Origin of the sequence: Nocardioides jishulii, assembly GCF_006007965.1 — a bacterium.
GTDB classification, from domain to species: Bacteria; Actinomycetota; Actinomycetes; order Propionibacteriales; family Nocardioidaceae; genus Nocardioides; species Nocardioides jishulii.
In genome coordinates this window covers 3106983-3129699 of sequence record NZ_CP040748.1, presented here as the reverse complement: position 1 = coordinate 3129699, position 22717 = coordinate 3106983, and the positions used below count along the sequence as shown (strand labels likewise).

At 71.1% G+C, this 22717-nt stretch carries 21 protein-coding genes; 17 read left to right on the top strand and 4 right to left on the bottom strand.

Translation table 11 applies throughout. The annotated features are described in order from the left end of the window. The first annotated feature begins 89 nt into the window (after nt 1-89). A complete protein-coding gene (locus FCL41_RS14915) occupies nt 90-1238 on the top strand; it encodes a DUF4185 domain-containing protein (RefSeq protein WP_137064888.1) in 1149 nt (382 codons plus the stop codon). Here FCL41_RS14915 and FCL41_RS14910 read toward each other — a convergent pair. Beyond that, nucleotides 1225-2526, bottom strand: a complete 1302-nt coding sequence (locus tag FCL41_RS14910) for an MFS transporter (RefSeq protein ID WP_137064889.1) — start codon at nt 2524-2526, stop codon at nt 1225-1227. The two genes, FCL41_RS14915 and FCL41_RS14910, sit on opposite strands and share 14 nt — an antisense overlap. A 70-nt stretch (nt 2527-2596) precedes the next feature. Between FCL41_RS14910 and FCL41_RS14905 the strand changes: the two genes are divergently transcribed. Genes FCL41_RS14905 through menD form a run of 3 tightly spaced genes read left to right on the top strand, consistent with a single transcriptional unit; the run spans nt 2597 to nt 6251 of the window. Continuing rightward, on the top strand, nt 2597-3649 hold the full coding sequence (locus FCL41_RS14905; RefSeq protein WP_239021664.1) for an AMP-binding protein: 1053 nt from the start codon (nt 2597-2599) through the stop codon (nt 3647-3649). Further along, entirely contained in the window at nt 3649-4635 is a 987-nt protein-coding gene (locus FCL41_RS14900) for an o-succinylbenzoate synthase (RefSeq protein ID WP_137064890.1), read from the top strand. The genes FCL41_RS14905 and FCL41_RS14900 overlap by 1 nt, the downstream gene beginning before the upstream one ends. After that, complete coding sequence (gene menD / locus FCL41_RS14895; protein WP_137064891.1) at nt 4635-6251, top strand: 2-succinyl-5-enolpyruvyl-6-hydroxy-3-cyclohexene-1-carboxylic-acid synthase; 1617 nt, start codon at nt 4635-4637, stop codon at nt 6249-6251. The genes FCL41_RS14900 and menD overlap by 1 nt, the downstream gene beginning before the upstream one ends. 65 nt (nt 6252-6316) lie before the next feature. On the opposite strand, the gene FCL41_RS14890 is transcribed toward menD, so the two are convergent. Beyond that, on the bottom strand, nt 6317-7621 hold the full coding sequence (locus tag FCL41_RS14890) for a glycoside hydrolase family 16 protein (RefSeq protein ID WP_137064892.1): 1305 nt from the start codon (nt 7619-7621) through the stop codon (nt 6317-6319). A 151-nt stretch (nt 7622-7772) separates the two neighbouring features. After that, the gene (locus tag FCL41_RS14885; RefSeq protein ID WP_137064893.1) at nt 7773-8987 is read right to left on the bottom strand and encodes a glycoside hydrolase family 16 protein; all 1215 of its coding nucleotides are present in this window, start codon (nt 8985-8987) and stop codon (nt 7773-7775) included. A gap of 119 nt (nt 8988-9106) precedes the next feature. On the opposite strand from FCL41_RS14885, the gene FCL41_RS14880 reads away from it, so the two are divergent. Continuing rightward, nucleotides 9107-9751, top strand: a complete 645-nt coding sequence (locus tag FCL41_RS14880) for an MBL fold metallo-hydrolase (RefSeq protein WP_137064894.1) — start codon at nt 9107-9109, stop codon at nt 9749-9751. Between the two features lie 44 nt (nt 9752-9795). On the opposite strand, the gene FCL41_RS14875 is transcribed toward FCL41_RS14880, so the two are convergent. After that, nucleotides 9796-11058, bottom strand: a complete 1263-nt coding sequence (locus tag FCL41_RS14875) for an isochorismate synthase (RefSeq protein ID WP_137064895.1) — start codon at nt 11056-11058, stop codon at nt 9796-9798. Nucleotides 11059-11138: 80 nt separating this feature from the next. Between FCL41_RS14875 and FCL41_RS14870 the strand changes: the two genes are divergently transcribed. The 12 genes from FCL41_RS14870 to nuoK all read left to right on the top strand — a co-directional run bounded on the left by FCL41_RS14870 (nt 11139) and on the right by nuoK (nt 22716). Continuing rightward, complete coding sequence (locus FCL41_RS14870; protein ID WP_137064896.1) at nt 11139-11828, top strand: demethylmenaquinone methyltransferase; 690 nt, start codon at nt 11139-11141, stop codon at nt 11826-11828. Nucleotides 11829-12029: 201 nt separating this feature from the next. Further along, the gene (locus FCL41_RS14865; RefSeq protein WP_137064897.1) at nt 12030-12389 is read left to right on the top strand and encodes an NADH-quinone oxidoreductase subunit A; all 360 of its coding nucleotides are present in this window, start codon (nt 12030-12032) and stop codon (nt 12387-12389) included. Between the two features lie 4 nt (nt 12390-12393). Next, a complete protein-coding gene (locus tag FCL41_RS14860; RefSeq protein ID WP_137064898.1) occupies nt 12394-12948 on the top strand; it encodes a NuoB/complex I 20 kDa subunit family protein in 555 nt (184 codons plus the stop codon). Nucleotides 12949-13205: 257 nt separating this feature from the next. Then, a complete protein-coding gene (locus FCL41_RS14855) occupies nt 13206-13844 on the top strand; it encodes an NADH-quinone oxidoreductase subunit C (RefSeq protein ID WP_239021883.1) in 639 nt (212 codons plus the stop codon). Continuing rightward, nucleotides 13844-15190, top strand: a complete 1347-nt coding sequence (locus FCL41_RS14850; protein WP_137064900.1) for an NADH-quinone oxidoreductase subunit D — start codon at nt 13844-13846, stop codon at nt 15188-15190. Before FCL41_RS14855 ends, FCL41_RS14850 begins: the two co-directional genes overlap by 1 nt. A gap of 110 nt (nt 15191-15300) precedes the next feature. Then, nucleotides 15301-16011: an NADH-quinone oxidoreductase subunit NuoE gene (gene nuoE / locus FCL41_RS14845; protein WP_239021663.1), complete on the top strand. Its 711-nt coding sequence runs from the start codon at nt 15301-15303 to the stop codon at nt 16009-16011. After that, nucleotides 16008-17318: an NADH-quinone oxidoreductase subunit NuoF gene (gene nuoF, locus FCL41_RS14840; protein ID WP_137064901.1), complete on the top strand. Its 1311-nt coding sequence runs from the start codon at nt 16008-16010 to the stop codon at nt 17316-17318. Before nuoE ends, nuoF begins: the two co-directional genes overlap by 4 nt. Continuing rightward, on the top strand, nt 17315-19762 hold the full coding sequence (locus FCL41_RS14835) for an NADH-quinone oxidoreductase subunit G (protein WP_137064902.1): 2448 nt from the start codon (nt 17315-17317) through the stop codon (nt 19760-19762). Before nuoF ends, FCL41_RS14835 begins: the two co-directional genes overlap by 4 nt. Beyond that, nucleotides 19762-21069, top strand: coding sequence for an NADH-quinone oxidoreductase subunit NuoH (gene nuoH, locus FCL41_RS14830; protein WP_137064903.1), 1308 nt, complete (start codon nt 19762-19764; stop codon nt 21067-21069). The genes FCL41_RS14835 and nuoH overlap by 1 nt, the downstream gene beginning before the upstream one ends. Before the next feature lie 32 nt (nt 21070-21101). After that, on the top strand, nt 21102-21638 hold the full coding sequence (gene nuoI, locus FCL41_RS14825) for an NADH-quinone oxidoreductase subunit NuoI (protein ID WP_137065379.1): 537 nt from the start codon (nt 21102-21104) through the stop codon (nt 21636-21638). After that, entirely contained in the window at nt 21635-22420 is a 786-nt protein-coding gene (locus tag FCL41_RS14820; protein ID WP_137064904.1) for an NADH-quinone oxidoreductase subunit J, read from the top strand. The genes nuoI and FCL41_RS14820 overlap by 4 nt, the downstream gene beginning before the upstream one ends. Beyond that, nucleotides 22417-22716 (top strand): NADH-quinone oxidoreductase subunit NuoK, encoded by a 300-nt coding sequence (gene nuoK, locus FCL41_RS14815; protein WP_135833267.1) that lies wholly within the window; start codon nt 22417-22419, stop codon nt 22714-22716. Before FCL41_RS14820 ends, nuoK begins: the two co-directional genes overlap by 4 nt. Nucleotide 22717 lies beyond the last annotated feature (1 nt).

The following is a 22717-nucleotide window of genomic DNA, read 5'->3' as shown; positions in this document are numbered from 1 at the left end:
GGTGAGGAGCAAGGACCACCCGCCGATTCTGGCAGGCCCGGATCGGCGGGACGCAGGCGCGTCGTGGAGCCGGGACTACGCTGCCCAGCATGACCACAGAGATCCGCCGCCGGGTCGTCCTGGTGGTCCTCGTGATCCTCGTGGTGCCTCTCGCGGTCATGGTCGCCCTCCAGAGCGAGACCGACCCGCCGTCCTCGACCGGCGACTACCTCGACTGCCTGCCGTACAAGACCCCGACCTCGGTCGCCGGCATCAACCGCTTCGTCCGCAGCACCCGCGCCACCCCCGGCTTCGCGGGCGGCGACGTGGGCGCCTCGACGCAGCTCTCCGACGGGCGCAGCCTGTGGGTCTTCGGTGACACCACGCGGCCTGCCGGCGAGCCCGGCGCCTCGATGGTGCGCAACTCGATCCTGGTCATGGGCAACGGGTGCGCCTCCGTCCTGCGCACGGCCGACAACGGCCCCGCGGTGCCCGACCGCGAGGACGGGGTGGGCTACTGGCCGATGGGCGTCGTCGCCGTGCCCGACGAGGAGGCGGGGGAGGACCGGGTGGCCGTGGGCCTCATGCGGGTGCGCGCCACGGGCCAGGGCATGTGGGACTTCGAGGTCCTCGGCTCGAGCGTGGCCAACTTCGTCGTGCCGGTCAACGGCACCCCCGAGCTGGTCGGCGTCACCGACCTCGGCCCGGACGAGCCGGACCTCGCGCGGCCGCTGTGGGGCGCGGCGGTGGAGGTCGTCGGGAAGCACGTCTACGTCTACGGCACGTCGACGCCCGGGGGCGACTACGTGTTCGGCTACTCCCTCCACGTGGCACGGACGACGGTCGACGACTACCTCGACGAGTCGTCGTGGGAGTACTACGACGGCGCCGGGTGGAGCCGCGACGCCTCGAACGTCGCCAGCCTGATCCCCGCCGAGACTGGGGTGTCGCGGGTGCTCAGCGTCTTCGAGCAGGAGGGCTCCTGGTACGCGGTGAGCAAGCAGTACGAGTTCGTCGGCACCGAGCTGGTGATCTGGAAGGCCGACTCCCCGACGGGGCCCTTCGTCTCCACCGGGCCCGTCGCCGAGATCCCCAGCGGCAAGAGGGTCTTCCAGTACATGCCGCTGGCCCACCCGGGACTGCTGCCCCGCAAGGGCACGGTCGTGGTGAGCTGGAGCGTCAACGCCATGGACCCGGAGGTGGTCGAGCAGAACCCGGTCCTCTACCGCCCGAGGTTCCGGCGCGTCACCCTTCCCTGAGCGACTCGACGGGGACGCTGGCCGTGGCTCCACGGGCCGCGGCCAGATCCTCGGCGGGGACGTGGCGCACCAGCCACCGCTCGCCGGTGCGCACCGCGGGGTGGATGCCTGCGCCCGCGAGGGCCACGATCCCGGCGATCACCAGCCACCCGCCCGCTCCCCACTCCATCGCCAGGAACGTGTAGAGCGCCGGTGCCCAGACCGACCCCAGGGTGTGGGTGAGCCCCTGGCTTCCCTGGTAGGCGCCACGTCGCCGCGGGTCCATCAGCTCCGCCTCGAACGACCAGCTCGCCGCGCTGAGGTAGAGCTCCGCGCCGGTCACCGTGACGTGGCCCAGCCAGATCAGGGCGATCGTGGCCCAGCCCAAGGTCTCGTGGGTGGCCAGGGTGAGGAGGCAGGAGACGACGAAGAAGGTCGTCGAGATCCGCACCGCACGCAGGGCGGTGGTGAGGTCCTTGACGCCGCGGGCGGTGGCCATCGGCAGCACGACGCACATCACGGTGTTGGTGCCGAAGAGGAAGGCCAGCAGCACCCGCGGCGCGTCGGTCTCTTCGACCAGCCACAGCGGGATCACCACGTTGAGCAGCACCTGGTTGGTCCACATCACGCCGGTGAAGAAGCTGGTGGCCAGCCAGCCGGGGTTGCGCAACGGGCCGGGGCCGGGCACGACGGCGCGCCGTTCCTCGGGCGTACGTTGCTCCGCGGGGCTGCGGGGCAGCCGCGCGATGGCGACGGTGTTGACGAGGAAGACCACAGTGGTGAACCACGGCACCATCCGGATGACGGCGTTGGAGTCGAAGGCGAGCGCGACCCCGCCCACGGCCGCGCCCAGGGTGAAACCGACGTTGAGGGCGGAGTACATGTAGGCGCGTGAGAGCACCCGCTCGGCCGGGGGCAGCACGTCGATCGTGTAGGAACCGTGGGCGGCGTGGCCCAGCGCGGCGAAGATCTCCATCCCCACGGCCATCAGCACGTAGCCGGTGAAGTCGCCGATGAACGGCCACACCGCGTAGACCGCAGCCTGGCCCGCGGCGCTGACCGCCCAGCAGCGCTGCGCCCCGAAGTGGTCGACCAGCTTGCCGCTCGGGATGGCCAGCAGGAAGGCCGCGAGGCCGCCGAGGGTCAGGCCGAGGCCCACCTGGGCGGCGGAGAGCCCGACGACCTGGGTGAAGAAGACGGCCGAGCCGGTCATGAACGTGCCGTCCCCGAGGGCGAAGAGCAGGGACTGGGTGGCGAGGCGTCCTGCGAGCGGGGACGGCGGCTTCGCGCGGGCGAGCAGTCTGGACATCGAGGACGAGCGTCACACGCCCCGGGCGGCCGTGTCACGTGGTTTTCGCGGCGGGCACTAGCGTGAAGGCGTGGACTTCCTGCGACCGTCCGACGACCCCGGCACCGCCGTCGCCCAGCTCGAGGCGTGGCTGGCGGCCGACGAGGCCCCGCGACTGCTGATCGAGACCTCCGGCTCCACCGGGAGCCCCAAGCGCGTGGTCCTCACGCGCGAGGCCGTGCTCGCCTCCGCGCACGCCTCCGCGCGACGCCTGCGCGACCTGGGCGCCGGGGAGGGCGGGCGCTGGGCGCTCGTCCTCCCGTCGTCCTACGTCGCGGGCGTCCAGGTGATCGTCCGCTCGCTGCTCGCGGGTCACGCCCCGGTGCTCGGCGGCTGGGCCGACGAGCGGGGAGCGGCGGCGTACACCTCGCTGGTGCCCACGCAGCTGCACCGCATGGTCTCCTCGCCCGACGACGTCGCGGCGCTCGCCGCGATGGACGCCGTGCTCCTCGGTGGCGGTCCGATCGACCCCGACCTGCGGCGCAGGGCCGAGGCGCTGGGCATCCGGGTCGTGGCGACCTACGGCGCCTCCGAGACTGCCGGGGGCTGCGTCTACGACGGCGTCCCGCTCGACGGCGTCGGGGTGGGGCTGGGGGCTGACGGTCGGATCCGGCTGGGTGGCCCGGTCGTCTTCGCCGGCTACGAGGGCGACCCCGAGCTGACCGCCCGGACGTTCGCCGACGGGTGGTACCTCACCTCCGACGCCGGTCGCCTCGACGAGGACGGGCGCCTGGTGGTGCTCGGCCGCGTGGACGACGTCGTCGTGAGCGGCGGCGTCAACGTCCCCCTGCCTGCCGTGGCCCGACGACTGCGCGCGCATCCCGCCCTCGAGCAGGTCGAGGTCGTCGGGGTGCCCGACGAGGAGTGGGGCCAGGCGGTGGTGGCCTGCTACGTCGGCGACCCCGACCTGGCGCTGGGCCTCCTGCCCGACCTCGCCGCGCTACGCGACTGGGTGGCAGACGAGCTGCCGCGGGCGTGGGCGCCACGCCGCGTCGTACGCCTGGACGACCTGCCGCTGCTCGCCAACGGCAAGGTCGACCGTCAGGCGTTGGTCGCCGCCGCCTCGGGCCAGGACGTGGCCTGATGCGCGCGCACGTCTGGTCGGTGCCGCTGCGCACCCGCTTCCGCGGCATCACCGTGCGTGAGGGGATGCTGCTGGAGACCGAGCACGGCTTCGGCGAGTGGAGCCCCTTCCTGGAGTACTCGCCCCAGGTGGCCGCGCCCTGGCTGCGCTGCGCCCTCGAGGCCGCCTCGGGCGACTGGCCCGCTCCGGTGCGAGACCGGGTGCCGGTCAACGTCACCGTGCCGGCGGTCGACGCCGAGCGCGCCCACGCGATCACCCGAGCCGGTGGCTGCGCCACGGCCAAGGTCAAGGTCGCCGACCCCGGCCAGACGCTGGCCGACGACCTGGCCCGCGTCGAGGCGGTGCGCGACGCCCTGGGGCCCCGGGGTCGGCTGCGGATCGACGTCAACGGTCTGTGGAGCGTCGACGAGGCCGTGGCAGCGATCCCGCTGCTCGACCGGGCTGCCGGTGGGCTGGAGTACGTCGAGCAGCCCTGTGCCGAGGTCGAGGAGCTGGCGCTCGTACGCCGTCGGGTCGACGTCCCGATCGCGGCCGACGAGTCGATCCGCCGTGCCGCCGACCCCTACCGGGTGCGCGACCTGGAGGCCGCCGACGTTGCGGTGCTGAAGGTCCAGCCGCTCGGTGGCGTGCGCGCGTGCCTGCGCATCGCCGAGGAGATCGGTCTGCCGGTCGTCGTGTCCTCCGCGCTGGAGTCGAGCGTGGGGATCGCGGCCGGGGTCGCCCTGGCGGCGGCCCTGCCGGAGCTCGACCACGCCTGCGGCCTGGCCACGGTGCAGCTGCTGACCCATGACGTCGCCGTCGAGCCCCTGCTGCCGGTGGACGGGTTCCTGCCCGTCCCGGGCCCCTCCGGGGTGGTCGTCGACCGCGAGGCCCTGACCCGCCTCGCCGCAGCGCCCGACCGGGTGGCCCACTGGCAGGCGCGGCTGGCCGAGGTCGCGGCCCTGCTGCCCGACCTCCGCGACCGGCTGGGGCAGGATCTCTCCTGATGAACGACTCCACCCTCCTGGCACGTCAGGTGGTCCAGGCCCTGCTCGACGCCGGTGTGCGCGACGCCGTGCTGTCGCCCGGCTCCCGCAACGCGCCGTTGTCGTTCGCCCTGCTCGACGCCGAGCGCGCCGGCCTGCTGCGGCTGCACACCCGGATCGACGAGCGCAGCGCAGGCTTCCTGGCGCTGGGCCTGGCTCGTGCCAGCGGTCGACCGGTGGTGGTCTCGTGCACCTCCGGGACCGCCGTGGCCAACCTGGCCCCGGCCGCGTTGGAGGCACACCACGAGCACCTCCCGCTCGTCGCCGTCACGGCTGACCGGCCTGCGCGCCTGCGGGGCACCAGCGCCAACCAGACGACCGAGCAGGTCGGGCTGCTGCCGCGCTCGACGACCCACGACCTGGCGTGTGGTGACCACACCGCAGTGGTCGTCGCCCGCCTGCTGGCCGGGACCGGGCCGGTGCACCTCAACGTGCAGTTCGACGACCCGCTGACCCCGCCCGACCGGTGGGTCCCTCGCGCGCCCGAGGCCGAGGCGGCGCCCCTTCCTGCGTCTGTCGAGCCGGCCGTGCTGTCGCGCGGCCCGCGGACCGTGGTGGTGGCCGGCGACGGCGCCGGTGAGGCCGCCAGGTCGCTGGCCGAGCAGGGGGGATGGCCGCTCCTGGCCGAGCCGAGCTCCGGGGCCCGCGCGGGTGCCCACGCGATCGGCCCCTACCGCCTCCTGCTCGGGCCGGCGAGCGAAGGGCTCGCCGCGGAGGTCGAGCGCGTGGTCGTGGTCGGCCACCCGACGCTCTCCCGTCCGGTGAGCAGGCTGCTGGCGCGCGACGACGTCGAGGTCGTCGACCAGGTCGGTGACGGACGCTGGCAGCCGCGCCCGTTCGTCGTCGACGCGGCCGCGCCCGTGTGGACGCCGGCTCCCGCCGACACCGAGACGGCCGCGACCGAAGCCGAGTGGTTGCGCCGCTGGCAGGAGGCGGGGCGTTCGCTCTCGGCCCAGCTGGCCGCCCTCCTCGCCGCCGAGCCCGAGGTGACCCCCTACGAGGTCGCGGGAGCGGTGAGCCGAGCGCTCGGAGCCGACGGCCTCGTCTTCGTCGGGCCCTCCAGCCCTGTCCGCGACCTCGACCTGATGATGACCCCTCGCTCCCCGGCGACCTCGCCCGTGGTGATCGCCAACCGGGGGCTCGCGGGCATCGACGGCGTCGTGAGCAGCGCCATCGGCGCGGCCCTGGGCCACCCGAGCGCGCAGCGGGCGGTCGCGCTGCTGGGCGACGTCACCTTCCTCCACGACTCCGGGGGCCTGGTGATCGGCCCGGTCGAGCCCCGCCCCGACCTCACGTTGGTCGTGGTCAACGACGACGGCGGGTCGATCTTCTCGATGCTGGAGCAGGGGGCCGCCGAGCACGCCGACGAGTTCGAACGGCTCTTCGGGACGCCGCACGGCGTCGACCTGGCTGCGCTCTGCGCCGCCACCCGCACCCCGCACTGGCGGGTGGAGTCGCTGCCCGAGCTGGAGCACGCCCTCGCCCAGCCCGCCGGGGGCATCGAGGTCGTCGAGGTCGTCGTACGCCGTGACACCCGCCGGGAAATGGACGAGCGGGTCAGGAACCTGCGTCCCTGACCCGCCCGTGCGTCGATCTGCGTCTGCGCTGACCTGTCAGCTCAGTCCGGTCGTCCAACCCCCGATCAGGGGTGCGTCTCCCAGACCCGGAGCCAGTCGACGTACATGTGCTGGGGAAGTCGCGCCTCGCTGCCGAGCGCGTCGAGCTCGTAGTCGGAGGACAGCAGCGACAGCACCGGGAACTGCGGCGTGCCGGAGATGCCCTTCGAGGAGCGCCAGTACTCCTTGCCGTCGAGGCGGTAGACGTAGTACGTCGGGGTCCACTCGACGGAGAACACGTGGTAGCCGCCGTGGTACGAGTCGTTCTTGCCCGTCAGGTACTGGTTGGCGTTCTTGACCCAGCCGCCGTCGGGGAAGGTGACCGTCTTGCCGTCCTTCGTCGAGTAGCGGTGCACGCCGGTGGTGAGCCCGAGCGCCTTGTCGCCCTTGCCGGCGTTGAGGCCGTAGGACTCGATGACGTCGATCTCGGAGCCGTTGATCCTGGGGTTGATCGTGCGGAGGTCGGGCTCCTCCACCTGGAGCCAGAAGGCGCCGTGCTGGCCGCGCTCCTTGGGGAACTTCACGCGGGCGGCCGCGTAGCCGTAGGTGAAGGAGTAGGCGCCCTTCGTGCCGATGTGGCCGTTGAGGCGGTACGAGAACTGCTTCGGCTTGCCGTCGTCACCCTTGGTCGTGCAGGTGTCCGTGCGGCTCGGGTCCTTGAGGACGCTCAGTCGGACCACGCCACCGCTGACCTTGACCGCGCTCGCGTCACCGCGCGAGCAGGAACGCGACGCCGGGTTGTAGTCGCCACCGCGGTGGTTCCACGCGGAGCTCAGGGTGCCTCCGGAGAAGTTGTCGGAGAAGGAGGGCTTCAGCCACCGGGCCGTGGAGCCGGCGCTCGACGCGCGCTTGCCGACGACGACGCGATAGGTGGCCGCGCCCTTGCCCCGGGTGGCCGAGGCGCGGAAGAGGTGGGTGCCGTTGGGGGCGGTGACGGCAGAGGCGGCACGCACCCACTTCTTGCCAGCCTTCACCTGCAGGGTGATCGCGGTGCGACGCTTGGGCAGCACGGTGACCTCGACCGGCACCCTGGCGGCCGACGCGGTCGCGGCACTCGTGCCGGGGTGCGCGATCTGCGGGTGGATGCGGATGGTGACCTTCTTGGCCTTCGTCCAGACCTTGGGCCCCTTCTTCTTCTTCTTCGCCTTCTTCTTCTTGGGCTTGGCCGACGGCGCCTCGGGCGAGATGCCGCCGCCGCCGGAGGAGGAAGAGGTCGGGCCGGTGGGCAGGCCGGACGCGGCACGATCGGCGGTGGCCATGGCCGCAGGCGTCAGCGCGGCGGCAGGCAGGAGCAGGGCGATCGCCGCAGTGGCGAGGCGTGCTGCATTCATCAAAGGTCCTCGGGTTCGTGGCATGGGCTGACGGCGACGACGCCGCACGGTTTGCACGCTACTCGGGACCGCCGACCGTGACGATGCTTTTCGCTGGCCCTTTGCCCAACGGCCAGCGCGGAGTCGCCCCGGGGTGCGGAGCCGCGCCGGGTCACTTCGCGGAGCTGGGACCGGTCTCCCAGACGCGCAGCCAGTCCACGTGCATGTGCTGCGGCAGGTCCTTGTCACCGCGTGCCAGCCGACCGAGCTCGTAGTCGGAGGAGAGCAGCGACAGGATCGGGAACTGGGGGGTGCCCGAGATGCCCTTGTGGGTGCGCCAGTACTCCTGGCCGTCGATCCGGTAGATGTAGTAGCGCGGGGTCCACTCCACCGAGAACACGTGGTAGCGGCTGTAGTAGTTGTCCTTCGGCCCGCTGAGGTACTTCCGGGCGTTGGGGATGTAGCCGCCGTCGGAGATCGTGGTGACCGCACCGTTGCGCTTGACGTAGCGGTGGATGCCGGTGCCGAGGCCGAGCGAGTTGTTGTCGCCCCAGTGGGCGCCGTACGACTCGACGACGTCCATCTCGGTGCCGTTGCGCTTGGGGTTGATCGTGCGAAGGTCGGGGGAGTCGACCTGGAGCCAGAAGGCACCGTGCTGGCCGGCCTGGCGCGGGAACTTCACGCGCGCAGCCGCCACCCCGTACGTGAACGTGTAGGACTCCTGCGTGCCGACGTGGCCGTTGAGGCGGTAGGCGTGGCGGACGGTCTTGCCGCCGACCTGGGTGACGCACTTGCGCTTGCGCTTGGGGTCCTTCAGGACGCTGAGGCGCAGGGTCCCACCCTTCACCCGCGTCGCGGCGGCGCTGCCGCGCGAGCAGCGGCGCACGCTCGGGTTGTACGTCGTGCCGCGGTGGTTCCACGCCTTGCCCAGCTTGCGACCGCTGAAGGTGTCGGAGAAGGCAGGCCGCATCCAGCGCTCGGTCGAGGTCGGCGCCGAGACCTTCGCGCCGACCCGGACGCGGTACGTGGCGGGGGCGCCGTTGCGCTTCGCGACCACGCGCAGGACGGCCTTGCCCTTGCCGTCGGTGGTCGCCCGGCGCAGCGTGCGCCACTTCTTCTGCGGCGTACGGACCTGGAGGGTCACGACGGTGCGGCGCTTCGGGGTCACGTTGACGATGAGCGGGACCTTGGCCTTCGCAGGGCTGGCGGCCTTGGCCCCCGGCTGCACGATCTGGGGAAGGGAGCGCACCGTGACGCTCGTCGCCTTCCGGGCTGCCGTGGCCGTCGTCGGCCCTGCCTGCGCGGTCGGGGAGCCGCTCGTCAGCGACAGGGCACCCAACGGCAGGACGAGGGCGGTGGTGAGTGCGGCGAGACGTGCGGTGTACATGTTCTCCTCGGGCTGGCCGGGGTGGACCGGGTGACAGGTGGGACTCACCGTAGCGGTGAAGCGCCGATGGCGCCCGTTCGCCGACGCTGCTCGGACACGGGTGCCACTAGGCTTCCCGCATGAGGATCACGAAGTTCGGTCACGCCTGCGTCCGCATCGAGCACGAGGGCACCACGCTGGTGCTCGATCCCGGTGGCTTCACCAGCCCCGAGGCGGTGGAGGGCGCCGACGTCGTCCTCATCACGCACGAGCACGGTGACCACTACGCCCCTGACAACCTGCGTCGGTGCGACGCGCAGATCTACACCATCGGCGGTGTCGCCGACCAGATCCGCTCCGGTGCCCCCGACCTCGTCGAACGGCTCACGGAGGTCGCTCCCGGCGAGGAGTTCACCGCCGGGGTGCCGATCAAGGTCGTCGGCGTCGACCACGCGGTCATCCACTCCGAGATCCCGCGCATCCACAACTCCGGCTACCTCATGGACTTCTCCGGCACGAAGGTCTACCACCCCGGCGACGCCCTCACCGCGCCCGGCGAGCCGGTCGACCTGCTGCTCACGCCGTCGAGCGCCCCGTGGCTCAAGGTCGGCGAGGCGATCGACTTCGTGCAGGAGGTGGGGGCGCGGCACAACCTCGCGATCCACGACGCGATCTACTCCGAGGCGGGCCACGGCTTCGTCGACTCCCTGATGGGCCTCGTCAACGAGCCCAAGGGTCTGGGCTGGACGCGCCTGGCAGTCGGTTCGGACCTGCCGCCGCTCTGATCGGGACGTGACCGGTCCGGGCTCGGGCCCGGACCGGTGCGGCCTCAGGCCCCGGTGACGGCGTCGCGCACCGGGACGAACTTGGCCTGCGACTCGGCCAGCTCGGCCTCGGGTGCGGAGTCACCGACGATTCCGCAGCCGGCGAAGAGCCGCACCTGGGCGCCGTCCACGCTCGCGGAGCGCAGCGCGATGCCCCACTCGCCGTCGCCGTCGGCATCGATCCAACCCACGGGTCCGGCGTAACGGCCGCGGTCCATGCCCTCGATCTCTGCGATCAGCGCCACCGCGACCGGGGTCGGGGTGCCACCCACGGCGGCCGAGGGGTGCAACGACTCGGCCAGGCGCAGCGACGACACGGTGGCGGCGTCGTGGACGACCCCGTTGACGTCGGTGGCCAGGTGCATGACGTTGGGCAGGTGGAGCACGAAGGGCGACTCCGGCACGTTCATCGACGAGCAGTGCGGCTCGAGGGCGTCGGCGACCGAGCGCACGGCGTACTCGTGCTCCTCGAGGTCCTTGGAGCTGCGCGCGAGCGTGGCGGCCAGGGCGAGGTCGCGCTCGTCGTCGCCGGTGCGGCGGATCGTGCCTGCCAGCACGCGTGAGGTGACCAGGCCGCGCTCGCGGCGCACCAGCATCTCGGGCGTCGCGCCGAACATGCCGTCGACGTGGAACGTCCAGCAGGTCGGGTAGTGCGTGGCCAGGTGGGCGACAGGAGCGCGTACGTCGATCTCGGCGTCCGCGGTGGCGATCAGGTCGCGGGCCAGGACGACCTTCTCCAGGTCGCCGGCGTCGATCCGGGCGACGGCGTCGGCGACGACTCCCATCCAGGTCTCCCCGTCGAGGGCACCGTCGCTGAACAGCACGCCGGTCGGCTCGACCCGCGGCTCGACCTCGACCGCCGCGGGGGCAGGGCTGTCCTCCACGTGCACCGTGGTGCGCCAGGCCACCGACCCGCGGCGGCCCAGGATCACCGACGGCACGGTGAGCACGGAGTCGCCGGGCTGGTCGGCGAAGGCGAAGGAGCCGAAGGCGAGCAGGCCGGTGCCGGGCTGGTCGACGTCGTCGCGCACCTGCGCCTGGTCGCACAGCTCGGCCCACCACTTGTCCGCGTCGCGGAAGCGCTCGGGCCCGGTGGTGCGGATGCGGGCCGCGACGCCCCAGCCGACCATTCCCTCACCGTTGCGCAGCCAGGTGACGGGTTCGGTGCGCGGCAGGTGGTCGAGCAGGGCCTCCACCTCGGCCACCTCGACGGCTTCGGTGACCGCGACCAAGGAGGGCGTGGCAGGCGGCGTCGGATGGTTCGTCACAACGGAGCAGCGTACGCCTGCCCACCTGTCCGGGCAGGTTCAGGACCGGTGCTGGGTCGCACCTGCGTAGGCTCGCCCCCGTGGCCCGCGCTGAACTCGACAAGAAGCCCTCCGACGTCCGTCGCATGTTCGACGCCGTGGCGAAGCGGTACGACATCACCAACACCTTGCTGTCCGGTGGGCAGGACGCGATGTGGCGACGGGAGACCTTCGCTGCCGTCGATCCCCGCCCCGGTGACCTCGTCCTCGACCTGGCGGCGGGCACCGGCGTCTCGTCGGTGCAGTTCCACGAGGCCGGTGCCGTCGTCGTGCCCTGCGACTTCTCGGTCGGCATGCTCCAGGTCGGCAAGGCCAAGCACCCCCACCTGCCCTTCGTGGCGGGTGACGGCACGCAGCTGCCCTTCCCTGACGACACCTTCGACGCCGTGACCATCTCCTACGGCCTGCGCAACATCGTCGACACCGTCGCCGGCCTGCGCGAGATGCGCCGCGTCACCCGACCCGGGGGCCGGATCGTGGTGGCCGAGTTCAGCCACCCGACGTGGAAGCCGTTCCGCACGCTCTACATCGAGTACCTGATGAAGGCGCTGCCCGCGATCGCCAGGGCCGTCTCCTCCAGCCCCGACGCCTACGTCTACCTCGCCGAGTCGATCCGCGCCTGGCCCGACCAGGAGGGACTGTCCGCCCTGATGGCCTCCGCGGGCTGGCGTGACCCAGAGTTCCGCAACCTCACGGGCGGCATCGTCGCCCTGCACCGCGCCACCGCCTGACCTGCTCGCCGTGGATGTAATACACAACACATCCGTGAGTTAAATCCGCTGGTCACAGCCGTTCTCGCCCATTCGAGGGGGCGACGTGACGCGTTTCATCCGCGGGCCTAGACTGGCCTGAAAGCTGTTCGTGAAGGATTTCACAAACTCTCAACCGAGTGGTGCACCTCACGTCGGCCACGGCTACGGAAGGAAGCAGGGATGGAGCTCTACACGCCAGTACTGGCGTTGATCATCCTCGCGACGGGTTTCGCTGTCGCCTCGATCGCGATGGCCGCGATCATCGGGCCCAAGCGCTACAACAAGGTCAAGCTCGACTCGTACGAGTGCGGCATCCAGCCGACCCCGCAGCCTGCGGGTGGCGGCCGGTTCCCGGTGAAGTACTACATCATCGCGATGCTGTTCATCATCTTCGACATCGAGATCATCTTCCTCTACCCGTGGGCCGTGTACTTCGACTCGATGGCCGTCTTCGGGCTCATCGAGATGGTGCTCTTCATCGCGACTGTCTTCGTCGCCTACACCTACGTGTGGCGTCGTGGCGGATTGGACTGGGACTAGAGACATGGGCGTAGAAGACAAGCTTCCTGCGGGCGTACTCCTGACCACGGTCGAGGGCCTCGCCGGCTACATGCGCAAGGCCTCGTTCTGGCCTGCCACCTTCGGCCTCGCCTGCTGCGCGATCGAGATGATGACCTCCGGCGGTCCGAAGTACGACCTCGGTCGCTTCGGCATGGAGGTCTTCCGCGCCAGTCCTCGCCAGGCCGACCTGATGATCGTCGCGGGCCGTGTGAGCCAGAAGATGGCTCCGGTCCTGCGCCAGATCTACGACCAGATGCCCGAGCCGAAGTGGGTGCTGTCGATGGGCGTGTGTGCCTCGTCGGGCGGCATGTTCAACAACTACGCGATCGTCCAGGGCGTCGACCACGTCGTGCCGGTCGACATGTACCTGCCCGGCTGTCCTCCCCGCCCGGAGATGCTGATCGATGCGATCACCAAGCTCCACAAGGAGGTTCAGGGCACGAAGATGGGCGCCCACCGCGCGGCCGAGATCGTCGAGCGTGAGAACGCCGCCCTCAACGCCCTGCCGACGAGCGCGATGCGAGGAATGCTGCGATGACCGAGCCGAACGAGCCCGGCAAGGGCCCCGACGCCCCGAAGCAGGACACCCCCGCGCAGACCACCCCGAGCGAGCCCGGCAAGGGCCGCACCGACAGCGAGGGTGCCACCCCCGAGCCGGGCCACCAGCAGACCAGCCCCGCCCGGGAGGACGCCGTCGTCTCGACGCCGGACGTCAACGAGCCCGACGCCGGCTCGGACGAGACGGTCTCCTCGGAGGTCGTCAGCGACGACACCGTCCTCGACCGCGCCGTCGGCGTGCGCCACGGCATGTTCGGCGTCACCGGCACCGGTGACGTCTCCGGTTTCGGCGGCCTGGTCGCCCCCGTGGTCTTCCCGGGCGCCAGCCAGCGGCCGTTCGGCGGCTGGTTCGACGAGACCGCCGACACCCTCACCGAGCGCCTGGCTGCGGGCGGCGTCGAGGACGCCGTCTCGCACGTGGTCGTCGACCGTGGCGAGATCACCTTCCACGTCCGCCGCGAGGACCTGCTCACCGTGGTCCAGGTGCTCCGAGACGACGAGAAGCTCCGCTTCGAGTTCCTCGCGTCGCTCTCCGGGGTGCACTACCCGCAGGACACCGGTCGCGAGCTCCACGTCGTGCTCCACCTGCTCTCGATGAGCTACAACCGCCGGATCCGCGTCGAGGTGACCGCTCCCGACGCCGACCCGCACGTGCCGAGCGTGGTGGCGATCTACCCCACCGCCGACTGGCAGGAGCGCGAGGCCTGGGACATGTTCGGCATCATCTTCGACGGCCACCCCGCCCTCACCCGGATCCTCATGCCCGACGACTGGCCGGGCCACCCGCAGCGCAAGGACTACCCCTTGGGCGGCATCCCCGTCGAGTACAAGGGCGCCACCACGCCGCCCGCCGACCAGCGGAGGTCGTACAACTGATGGACAGCAACGCCACCGAGGACTTCTACGCCTCCACCTCCGAGACCAGCCAGGGGCGCGTCTTCAACGTCAGCGGCCAGGACTGGGAGTCCATCACCGCCGAGATCGGTGACTCCGCCGACGAGCGGGTCGTGGTCAACATGGGACCGCAGCACCCCTCCACCCACGGCGTGCTCCGCCTGATCCTCGAGCTCGAGGGCGAGACGGTGACCGAGGCCCGCTGCGGCATCGGCTACCTGCACACGGGCATCGAGAAGAACATGGAGTTCCGCACCTGGACCCAGGGCGTGACCTTCTGCACCCGCATGGACTACCTCTCGCCCTTCTACAACGAGGCGACCTACTGCCTGGGCGTCGAGCGGCTGCTCGGCATCGAGGACCAGGTCCCCGAGAAGGCCCAGGTCATGCGCGTGCTCCTGATGGAGCTCAACCGCCTCTCCTCGCACCTGGTCGCCGTCGCGACCGGCGGTATGGAGATCGGCGCGCTCACCGTCATGACGATGGGCTTCCGTGAGCGCGAGCTGGTGCTCGACCTCTTCGAGACCATCACCGGCCTGCGCATGAACCACGCGTTCATCCGCCCGGGCGGCGTCGCCCAGGACCTGCCCGCGGGCGCCCTCGACGACATCCGCGCCTTCGTCGCACTGATGAAGAAGCGGCTGCCGGAGTACGCGGCCATGTGCAACGCCAACCCGATCTTCCGCGGACGCCTCGAGGAAGTGGGTCACCTCGACCTCGCCGGCTGCCTCGCGCTGGGCATCACCGGGCCCGCGCTGCGCTCGACGGGCTACGCGTGGGACCTGCGCAAGGCGCAGCCCTACTCCGGCTACGAGGACTACGACTTCGACGTCATCACCTGGGACACCGCCGACGCCTACGGCCGGTTCCGTATCCGCCTCGACGAGATGTGGGAGTCCCTGCGCCTCGTCGAGCAGGCGGCCGACCGCCTGGCCAAGCTCGAAGGGGCCCCGGTGATGGTGGCCGACAAGAAGATCGCCTGGCCCAGCCAGCTCGCGATCGGCTCCGACGGCATGGGCAACAGCCTCGACCACATCCGCCACATCATGGGCGAGTCGATGGAGGCGCTGATCCACCACTTCAAGCTGGTGACCGAGGGCTTCCGGGTGCCGCCCGGTCAGGCGTACGTCCCCGTCGAGAGCCCCCGCGGCGAGCTCGGCGCGCACGTCGTCTCCGACGGCGGTACGCGGCCCTTCCGCGCCCACTTCCGCGACCCGTCGTTCGTCAACCTGCAGGCCACGAGCGTGATGAGTGAGGGCGGCATGCTCGCCGACGTCATCGTGGCCATCGCCTCGATCGACCCCGTGATGGGAGGTGTTGACCGGTGACCCCGACAGAGCCGAGCGAGGGACGAGCGAGCGACCGAGGGGTCCAGAAGGCGATGACGTCGACCGAGCCGAGCGAGGGACGAGCGAGCGACCGAGGAGTCCAGAGAGCAATGATGCACGCACCGCTCGACGAGAAGACCTGGGACGAGCTCCGCGAGATCGCGGCGCGCTACCCGCACAAGCGTTCCGGCCTGCTGCCCATGCTCCACCTGGTGCAGTCGGTCCAGGGGCGCATCACCCCCGAGGGCATCGAGGCCTGCGCGCAGGTCCTCGACATCACCCCGGCCGAGGTGAGCGGCGTGGCGACCTTCTACACGATGTACAAGCGTCGCCCGGTCGGCGACTACCACGTCGGCGTCTGCGTCAACACGCTCTGCGCGGTCATGGGCGGCGACGCCATCTACGACACGCTCAGCGAGCACCTGGGCTGCGGCAACGACGAGACCGCCGCGCGCCGTGAGGGCGACGCTGCCACCGTCTCGCTGGAGCGCATCGAGTGCAACGCCGCCTGCGACTACGCCCCCGTGGCGATGGTCAACTGGGAGTTCATGGACAACCAGACCCCGCAGTCGGCGATCGAGCTGGTCGACGACCTGCGGGCCGGTCGGGAGGTCCACTCCACCCGTGGCCCGAAGCTCGTGACCTGGCGTCAGGCCGAGCGCGTGATCGCGGGCTTCAACGACGGGCTCGCCAACGAGGGCCCCTCCGCGGGGCCGGCGTCGTTGCGCGGTCGGGCCATCGCCCGCGAGCGCGGCTGGACCGCCCCGTCGACCGACGCGGCGCAGATCGCCCCCACCGAGAGCCAGGAGGAGGGCAAGTGACCGACACCCTGACCCCCGTCCTCACGGACAACTGGGACGCCGAGCGCTCCTGGACCCTGGAGTCCTACGAGGCGCAGGGCGGCTACGAGGCGCTGAAGAAGGCGCTGACGATGTCGCCCGACGAGGTCATCGCCGCCGTCAAGGACTCCGGCCTGCGCGGCCGTGGCGGCGCGGGCTTCCCCACCGGCATGAAGTGGGGATTCATCCCGCAGGACAACCCGAAGCCGAAGTACCTCGTCGTCAACGCCGACGAGTCGGAGCCGGGCACCTGCAAGGACATCCCGCTGATGATGGCCAGCCCGCACACGCTGATCGAGGGCGTCATCATCTCCGCCCACGCGATCCGGGCCAACCACGCCTTCATCTACGTGCGCGGTGAGGTCCTCCACGTCATCCGCCGCCTCCAGCACGCGGTCGCCGAGGCCTACCTCGCCGGCCACCTGGGCAAGAACATCCACGGCTCGGGCCACGACCTCGACGTGGTCGTCCACGCCGGCGCCGGGGCGTACATCTGCGGCGAGGAGACCGCCCTCCTCGACTCGCTCGAGGGGCGTCGCGGCCAACCGCGGCTGCGTCCGCCGTTCCCGGCGGTGGCGGGCCTCTACGCCAGCCCCACCGTGATCAACAACGTCGAGTCGATCGCCTCGGTGCCCAGCATCATCGCCCACGGCCCGGAGTGGTTCTCCTCGATGGGCACGGAGCGCTCCAAGGGCTTCGGCATCTTCAGCCTGTCGGGCCACGTGAACGAGCCGGGGCAGTACGAGGCCCCGCTCGGGATCACGCTGCGCGAGCTGATCGACCTGGCTGGCGGCATGCGTGACGGCAACGCGCTCAAGTTCTGGACGCCCGGAGGTTCCTCCACCGGCATCCTGACCGAGGAGCACCTCGACGTGCCGCTCGACTTCGAGTCGGTCGCGGCGGCGGGCTCGATGCTCGGCACCCGCGCGCTGCAGGTCTTCGACCAGACCACCTGCGTGGTCCGCGCGACGCTGCGCTGGACCGAGTTCTACAAGCACGAGTCCTGCGGCAAGTGCACGCCGTGCCGTGAGGGCACGTGGTGGCTGGTGCAGGTGCTCAAGAAGCTGGAGCAGGGGCAGGGCAGCGAGTCCGACCTCGACCAGCTGCTCGACCAGTGCGACAACATCCTCGGCCGCTCGTTCTGCGCGCTGGCCGACGGAGCGGTGGGTCCGATCACCTCGTCGATCCAGTACTTCCGCGACGAGTACGTCGCCCACCTGACGCACGGCGGATGCCCCTTCGACCCGGCGGCATCGACTCTCTTCGCACCTGCAGGAGCGCGCGCATGACCACCAACCCCACGGCCCCCAAGGCCACCGACGAGGTCACCCTGACCATCGACGGGATCACCACGACCGCGCCCAAGGGCAGCTTGGTGATCCGGGCGGCGGAGCAGGTCGGCGTCCAGATCCCCCGGTTCTGCGACCACCCGCTGCTCAAGCCGGCCGGTGCCTGCCGCCAGTGCCTGGTCGAGGTGGCGCTGCCCGGCCCCGACGGCGAGCTCCGCCAGATGCAGGGCCCGCCCGGCCGGATGAAGCCCCAGCCGTCCTGCACCCTCGTGGTGTCGGAGGGCATGCAGGTCAACACCCAGCTCACCTCCGCCGGCGCCGACAAGGCGCAGCAGGGCGTGATGGAGCTGCTGCTCATCAACCACCCGCTCGACTGCCCGGTCTGCGACAAGGGTGGCGAGTGCCCGCTGCAGAACCAGGCGATGAGCAACGGGGCGGGGGAGTCGCGCTTCGCCGCCCAGCACCTGGTCAAGCGCACCTTCCCCAAGCCGATCAACCTCTCGCCGCAGATCCTGCTCGACCGCGAGCGCTGCATCGTCTGCCAGCGCTGCACGCGCTTCGCCGACGAGATCGCGGGTGACCCGTTCATCGCGCTCATCGAGCGGGGTGCCTCGCAGCAGATCGGCATCGCGCCCGACGCGCCCTTCCTCTCCTACTTCGCCGGCAACACGATCCAGATCTGCCCGGTCGGGGCCCTCACCAGCGAGGAGTACCGCTTCCGCGCGCGTCCCTTCGACCTGGTCTCCTCGCCGTCGGTCGCCGAGCACGACTCCTGTGGCGCGGCGATCCGCGTCGACCACCGTCGCGGCAAGGTCGTACGCCGCCTCGCCGGCGACGACCCGGAGGTCAACGAGGAGTGGATCACCGACAAGGACCGCTTCGCCTTCTCCTACACCCGCTCGGCCACACGCCTGACCCACCCGATGGTGCGTGACCGCGTCGAGGACGGCGGCAACGGTGAGCTGCGGCCCGCCTCGTGGCCCGAGGCCTTCGCCGTCGCCGCCCGCGGGCTCGCCGCCGGCGCCGGCGCGGTGCTGACCGGTGGCCGGGTCACCGCCGAGGACGCCTACGCCTACAGCAAGTTCGCCCGCGTGGCCCTGGGCACCAACGACATCGACTTCCGGGCCCGCCCGCACACCGCGGAGGAGGCCGACTTCCTCGCCGCGCACGTCGTCATGACGGCGCACTACGCCGGGGGAGTCACCTACTCCGACCTCGATGCCGCGGGCACGGTCGTGCTGGCCGGCTTCGAGCCGGAGGACGAGGCCGGCACGATCTTCCTGCGGCTCCGCAAGGCGGTCGCCGACCACGGCACCAAGGTCGTCGCGGTGGCGCCGTTCACCTCCCGCGGCCTGCGCAAGCTCTCCGCCGAGGTGCACGTGACCGCGCCGGGTGACGAGGCCGCCGCACTGGCCGGCGTGGAGCTCGGTGCCGGTGACGTCCTGCTGGTCGGTGAGCGTCTCGGCGCCGCCCCCGGCGCACTCCGCGCGGCCGCCGACCTGGTGGCGCGCACCGGTGCGCGACTCGCCTGGGTGCCGCGCCGTGCGGGTGACCGTGGCGCGGTCGACGCCGGCTGCCTGCCCAACCTGCTCCCGGGCGCCCGCCCGGTCGCCGACGCGGCTGCCCGCGTCGACGTGGCCACCGCGTGGGGTGTGGACTCGCTGCCCAGCACCGTGGGCCGTGACGGCGACGCGATCGTCGCCGCCGCGCTCGCCGGGCAGGTCAGCGGACTCGTCGTCGGTGGCGTCGACCCCGACGACACCGCCGACCCCGCTGCCTTCCGGGCCGCGCTCGAGGCCGCCTCCTTCGTGGTCGCCCTCGAGCAGCGCGAGACCGACGTGGTCCGTGCGGCCGACGTGGTCTTCCCGGTCGCCCCGGTCACCGACAAGGCCGGCACCTTCGTCACCTGGGACGGTCGCGCACGGCAGTTCGACGCTGTGCTCAGCAGCCCGTCCTCCCTGCCCGACCTGCGGATCCTCGCCGGCATCGCCGAGGAGATGGGGTCCCCGCTGGGCTGGCGCACGACCGACGAGGTCCGTCGTGAGCTGCTCGCGCTCGGTGCCTGGGACGGTGAGCGCGCGGCGTACGACGTCGGGCGCCCCCCGGTGGAGGCGGCACCGGCCGCCCCGGTCGAGGGGAGCCTGCGCCTGGTCACCTGGAAGCAGCTGGTCGACCTCGGCACGCTGCAGTCCTACGACGCCCACCACCTGGCCACCGCTCGTCCGGCCGTCGTCAAGGTGGCGCAGGCCGACCTCGACGCCCTCGGCCTGGTCGACGGCGCCCCGGTCACCGTGGTCGGTGACCGCGGCGAGGTGGTCCTGCCGGTGGAGGTCGCCGACCTGCCCACCGGCACGGCCTGGATCCCCACGCGCTCCTTCGGGCGCGGCGTGTGGGCCGACCTCGCCTCACCCGGCAGCTCCGTCGTCGTGAAGGGAGTCCAGTGATGTACACCGCTGCGAGCGGTCCGCTCAGCGCCTTCGGCCAGGACCCGCTCTGGATGGTCATCGTGAAGACCCTTCTGGTCTTCCTGGTGCTGGTCCTGCTGACCCTCTTCAACATCTGGTTCGAACGCCGCGTCGTGGCTCGCATGCAGCACCGCATCGGCCCCAACGTCAACGGCCCCTTCGGCCTGCTCCAGTCGTTGGCCGACGGCACCAAGCTGATGTTCAAGGAAGACATCATCCCGAAGGGGGCCGACAAGGTCGTCTTCCTGCTGGCGCCGCTCATCATCGTGGTCCCCGCGTTCGTGACCTTCTCGGTCATCCCGTTCGGCCCCGAGGTCAACCTCTTCGGCACCGTCACCCCGCTCCAGCTCACCGACATGCCGGTGGCGGTGCTCTTCGTGATGGCGGTCGCCTCGGTCGGCATCTACGGCATCGTCCTGGCGGGCTGGTCGTCCGGCTCCACCTACTCTCTGCTCGGTGGCCTGCGCTCCAGCGCACAGATGATCTCGTACGAGGTCGCGATGGGCCTGGCGCTCGTCGCGGTCTTCCTCTACGCCGGGTCGATGTCGACGTCGGAGATCGTGGCGGCCCAGGACGACTTCTGGTTCGGGCTCGTGCTCTTCCCGTCGTTCGTCATCTACGTGATCGCGATGGTCGGCGAGACCAACCGCGCACCCTTCGACCTCCCCGAGGCCGAGGGTGAGCTCGTCGGTGGTTTCCACACCGAGTACTCCGGCATGAAGTTCGCGATGTTCTTCCTCGCCGAGTACATCAACATGGCGACCGTCTCGGCGCTGGCCACGACGCTCTTCCTGGGAGGCTGGAAGGCGCCCTGGGGCGTCGAGCACCTCTGGGAGGGTGCCAACTCCGGCTACTGGCCGGTGCTCTGGTTCTTCGCGAAGATGTTCCTCTTCATCTTCATGTTCATCTGGCTGCGTGGCACGCTCCCGCGTCTGCGGTACGACCAGTTCATGGCGTTCGGCTGGAAGGTGCTGATCCCGGCCTCGCTGGCCTGGATCGTCCTGGTCGCGACCGTCCGCGCCATCTCCCTGGAGGGTGGCTTCGACAACCGCACGATCCTGATCGGCGCCGGCGTGCTCGCGCTGGTGATGGTCGTGCTGCTCTTCCTGCCCGAGAAGGACGCCGAGGACGAGTCGGCGCCCGCCGTCGACCCCGGCCCCAGCACCTTCCCGGTGCCGGCCATGCCCGCCGGGGGTGCCGTCCGCGGCGCCGCCGCCCCGCTCACCTTCCTGGGTGCCAGCAACACCGTGCCAGGCGACGCCGCCGCTGCGGAGGAGGAGAACTGATGGCCGACGACAAGCCCGAGTCCCGCAAGGGGATGGGCGAGCAGCTCAGGGAACAGCTCTGGGACCCCATCGCCGGCTTCGGCGTCACCTTCCGGACGATGTTCAAGAAGGTTGTCACCGAGCAGTACCCCTTCGAGAAGGCGCCGACGGCGCCGCGCTTCCACGGGCGGCACCAGCTCAACCGTTGGCCCGACGGCCTCGAGAAGTGCGTGGGCTGCGAGCTCTGCGCCTGGGCCTGCCCGGCCGACGCGATCTACGTCGAGGGCGCCTCGAACACGCCCGACGAGCGCTTCAGCCCCGGTGAGCGGTACGGCCGCGTCTACCAGATCAACTACGCCCGCTGCATCCTCTGCGGCCTGTGCATCGAGGCGTGCCCGACGCGGGCGCTCACGATGACCAACGAGTACGAGCTGGCCGACACCACGCGCGAGTCGCTGATCTACGAGAAGTCCGACCTGCTCGCCCCGCTCCTGCCGGGCATGGAGCAGCCGCCGCACCCGATGCTCCTGGGTGAGGACGAGGGCGACTACTACCGCGGCAACTTCAAGAAGAAGGAGGCAGGCGAGTGACCGCCTTCTGGATCCTGGCGCCGGTGATGGTGCTGGCGGCCCTGGGCATCCTGTTCGTGCGCAAGGCGGTGCACGCCGCGATGCTGCTGGCCGTGGTGATGGTCAGCCTCGCGGTGCTCTACCTGGTGCTCGAGGCCCCGTTCCTCTTCGTCGTGCAGATCATCGTCTACACGGGCGCGATCCTGATGCTCTTCCTCTTCGTGCTGATGCTCGTCGGCGTCGACGCCTCCGACTCGATCGTGGAGACGATCCCCGGCCAACGGGTCACCTCGGTCGTCGCGGGCCTGCTGCTCGGGACCACCCTGGTGCTGGCCCTGGCCCAGGTGTCGTTCGGCACCGCCGTGGGCCTCGACGAGGTCAACTCCGGCGGCAACGTGCAGGCGATTGCCCAGGTCCTCTTCAGCCGCTGGGTCTTCGCCTTCGAGGCGACCAGCGCCCTGCTGGTCACCGCCGCGCTCGGCGCGATGGTGCTCGCCCACCGGGAGAAGGACGTCAAGGTCACCCAGGCCGTCCTGGCGGCGCAGCGCATGCGCGACTACGCGGAGTCGGGCAAGCACCCCGGCCCGTTGCCCTCGCCCGGCGTGTACGCGCGGCACAACGCCGTCGACACCCCCGCGCTCCTGCCTGACGGCACCGCCTCCGAGGCGTCGATCTCGCGCGTGCTCGCCGCGCGCGGCACCGTACGTTCGGCCCCGGCCGAGGCGGGCCGCATCGAGAAGTTCACCGGTGGCAGCGACTCCGCGGCGACCGCGGGCGTCGACGTCGAGGAGGAGACCGAATGAGCCTGACTCCCTTCATCGTCCTGTCGGCGATCCTGTTCACCATCGGGGCCGTGGGGGTGTTGACCCGGCGCAACGCGATCGTGGTCTTCATGTGCGTCGAGCTCATGCTCAACGCCTGCAACCTCGCCCTGGTGACCTTCGCCAAGCAGCACGGCAACCTCGACGGTCAGGTGACCGCCTTCTTCGTGATGGTGGTGGCCGCGGCCGAGGTCGTGGTCGGGCTGGCCATCATCATGAGCATCTTCCGGACTCGTCGCTCGGCCTCGGTCGACGACGCGAGCCTGCTGAAGTACTGAG

Excerpts from the sequence above, each read along its gene's own strand:
- FCL41_RS14900 (WP_137064890.1), top strand. The coding sequence starts at position 3,649 with ATGCGCGCGCACGTCTGGTCGGTGCCGCTGCGCACCCGCTTCCGCGGC.
- nuoE (WP_239021663.1), top strand. The coding sequence starts at position 15,301 with ATGATGCACGCACCGCTCGACGAGAAGACCTGGGACGAGCTCCGCGAG.
- FCL41_RS14835 (WP_137064902.1), top strand. The coding sequence starts at position 17,315 with ATGACCACCAACCCCACGGCCCCCAAGGCCACCGACGAGGTCACCCTG.
- FCL41_RS14910 (WP_137064889.1), bottom strand. The coding sequence starts at position 2,526 with ATGTCCAGACTGCTCGCCCGCGCGAAGCCGCCGTCCCCGCTCGCAGGA.
- nuoH (WP_137064903.1), top strand. The coding sequence starts at position 19,762 with ATGTACACCGCTGCGAGCGGTCCGCTCAGCGCCTTCGGCCAGGACCCG.
- FCL41_RS14890 (WP_137064892.1), bottom strand. The coding sequence starts at position 7,621 with ATGAATGCAGCACGCCTCGCCACTGCGGCGATCGCCCTGCTCCTGCCT.
- FCL41_RS14860 (WP_137064898.1), top strand. The coding sequence starts at position 12,394 with ATGGGCGTAGAAGACAAGCTTCCTGCGGGCGTACTCCTGACCACGGTC.
- FCL41_RS14885 (WP_137064893.1), bottom strand. The coding sequence starts at position 8,987 with ATGTACACCGCACGTCTCGCCGCACTCACCACCGCCCTCGTCCTGCCG.
- FCL41_RS14865 (WP_137064897.1), top strand. The coding sequence starts at position 12,030 with ATGGAGCTCTACACGCCAGTACTGGCGTTGATCATCCTCGCGACGGGT.
- nuoI (WP_137065379.1), top strand. The coding sequence starts at position 21,102 with ATGGGCGAGCAGCTCAGGGAACAGCTCTGGGACCCCATCGCCGGCTTC.
- menD (WP_137064891.1), top strand. The coding sequence starts at position 4,635 with ATGAACGACTCCACCCTCCTGGCACGTCAGGTGGTCCAGGCCCTGCTC.
- FCL41_RS14915 (WP_137064888.1), top strand. The coding sequence starts at position 90 with ATGACCACAGAGATCCGCCGCCGGGTCGTCCTGGTGGTCCTCGTGATC.
- nuoK (WP_135833267.1), top strand. The coding sequence starts at position 22,417 with ATGAGCCTGACTCCCTTCATCGTCCTGTCGGCGATCCTGTTCACCATC.
- FCL41_RS14850 (WP_137064900.1), top strand. The coding sequence starts at position 13,844 with ATGGACAGCAACGCCACCGAGGACTTCTACGCCTCCACCTCCGAGACC.
- FCL41_RS14880 (WP_137064894.1), top strand. The coding sequence starts at position 9,107 with ATGAGGATCACGAAGTTCGGTCACGCCTGCGTCCGCATCGAGCACGAG.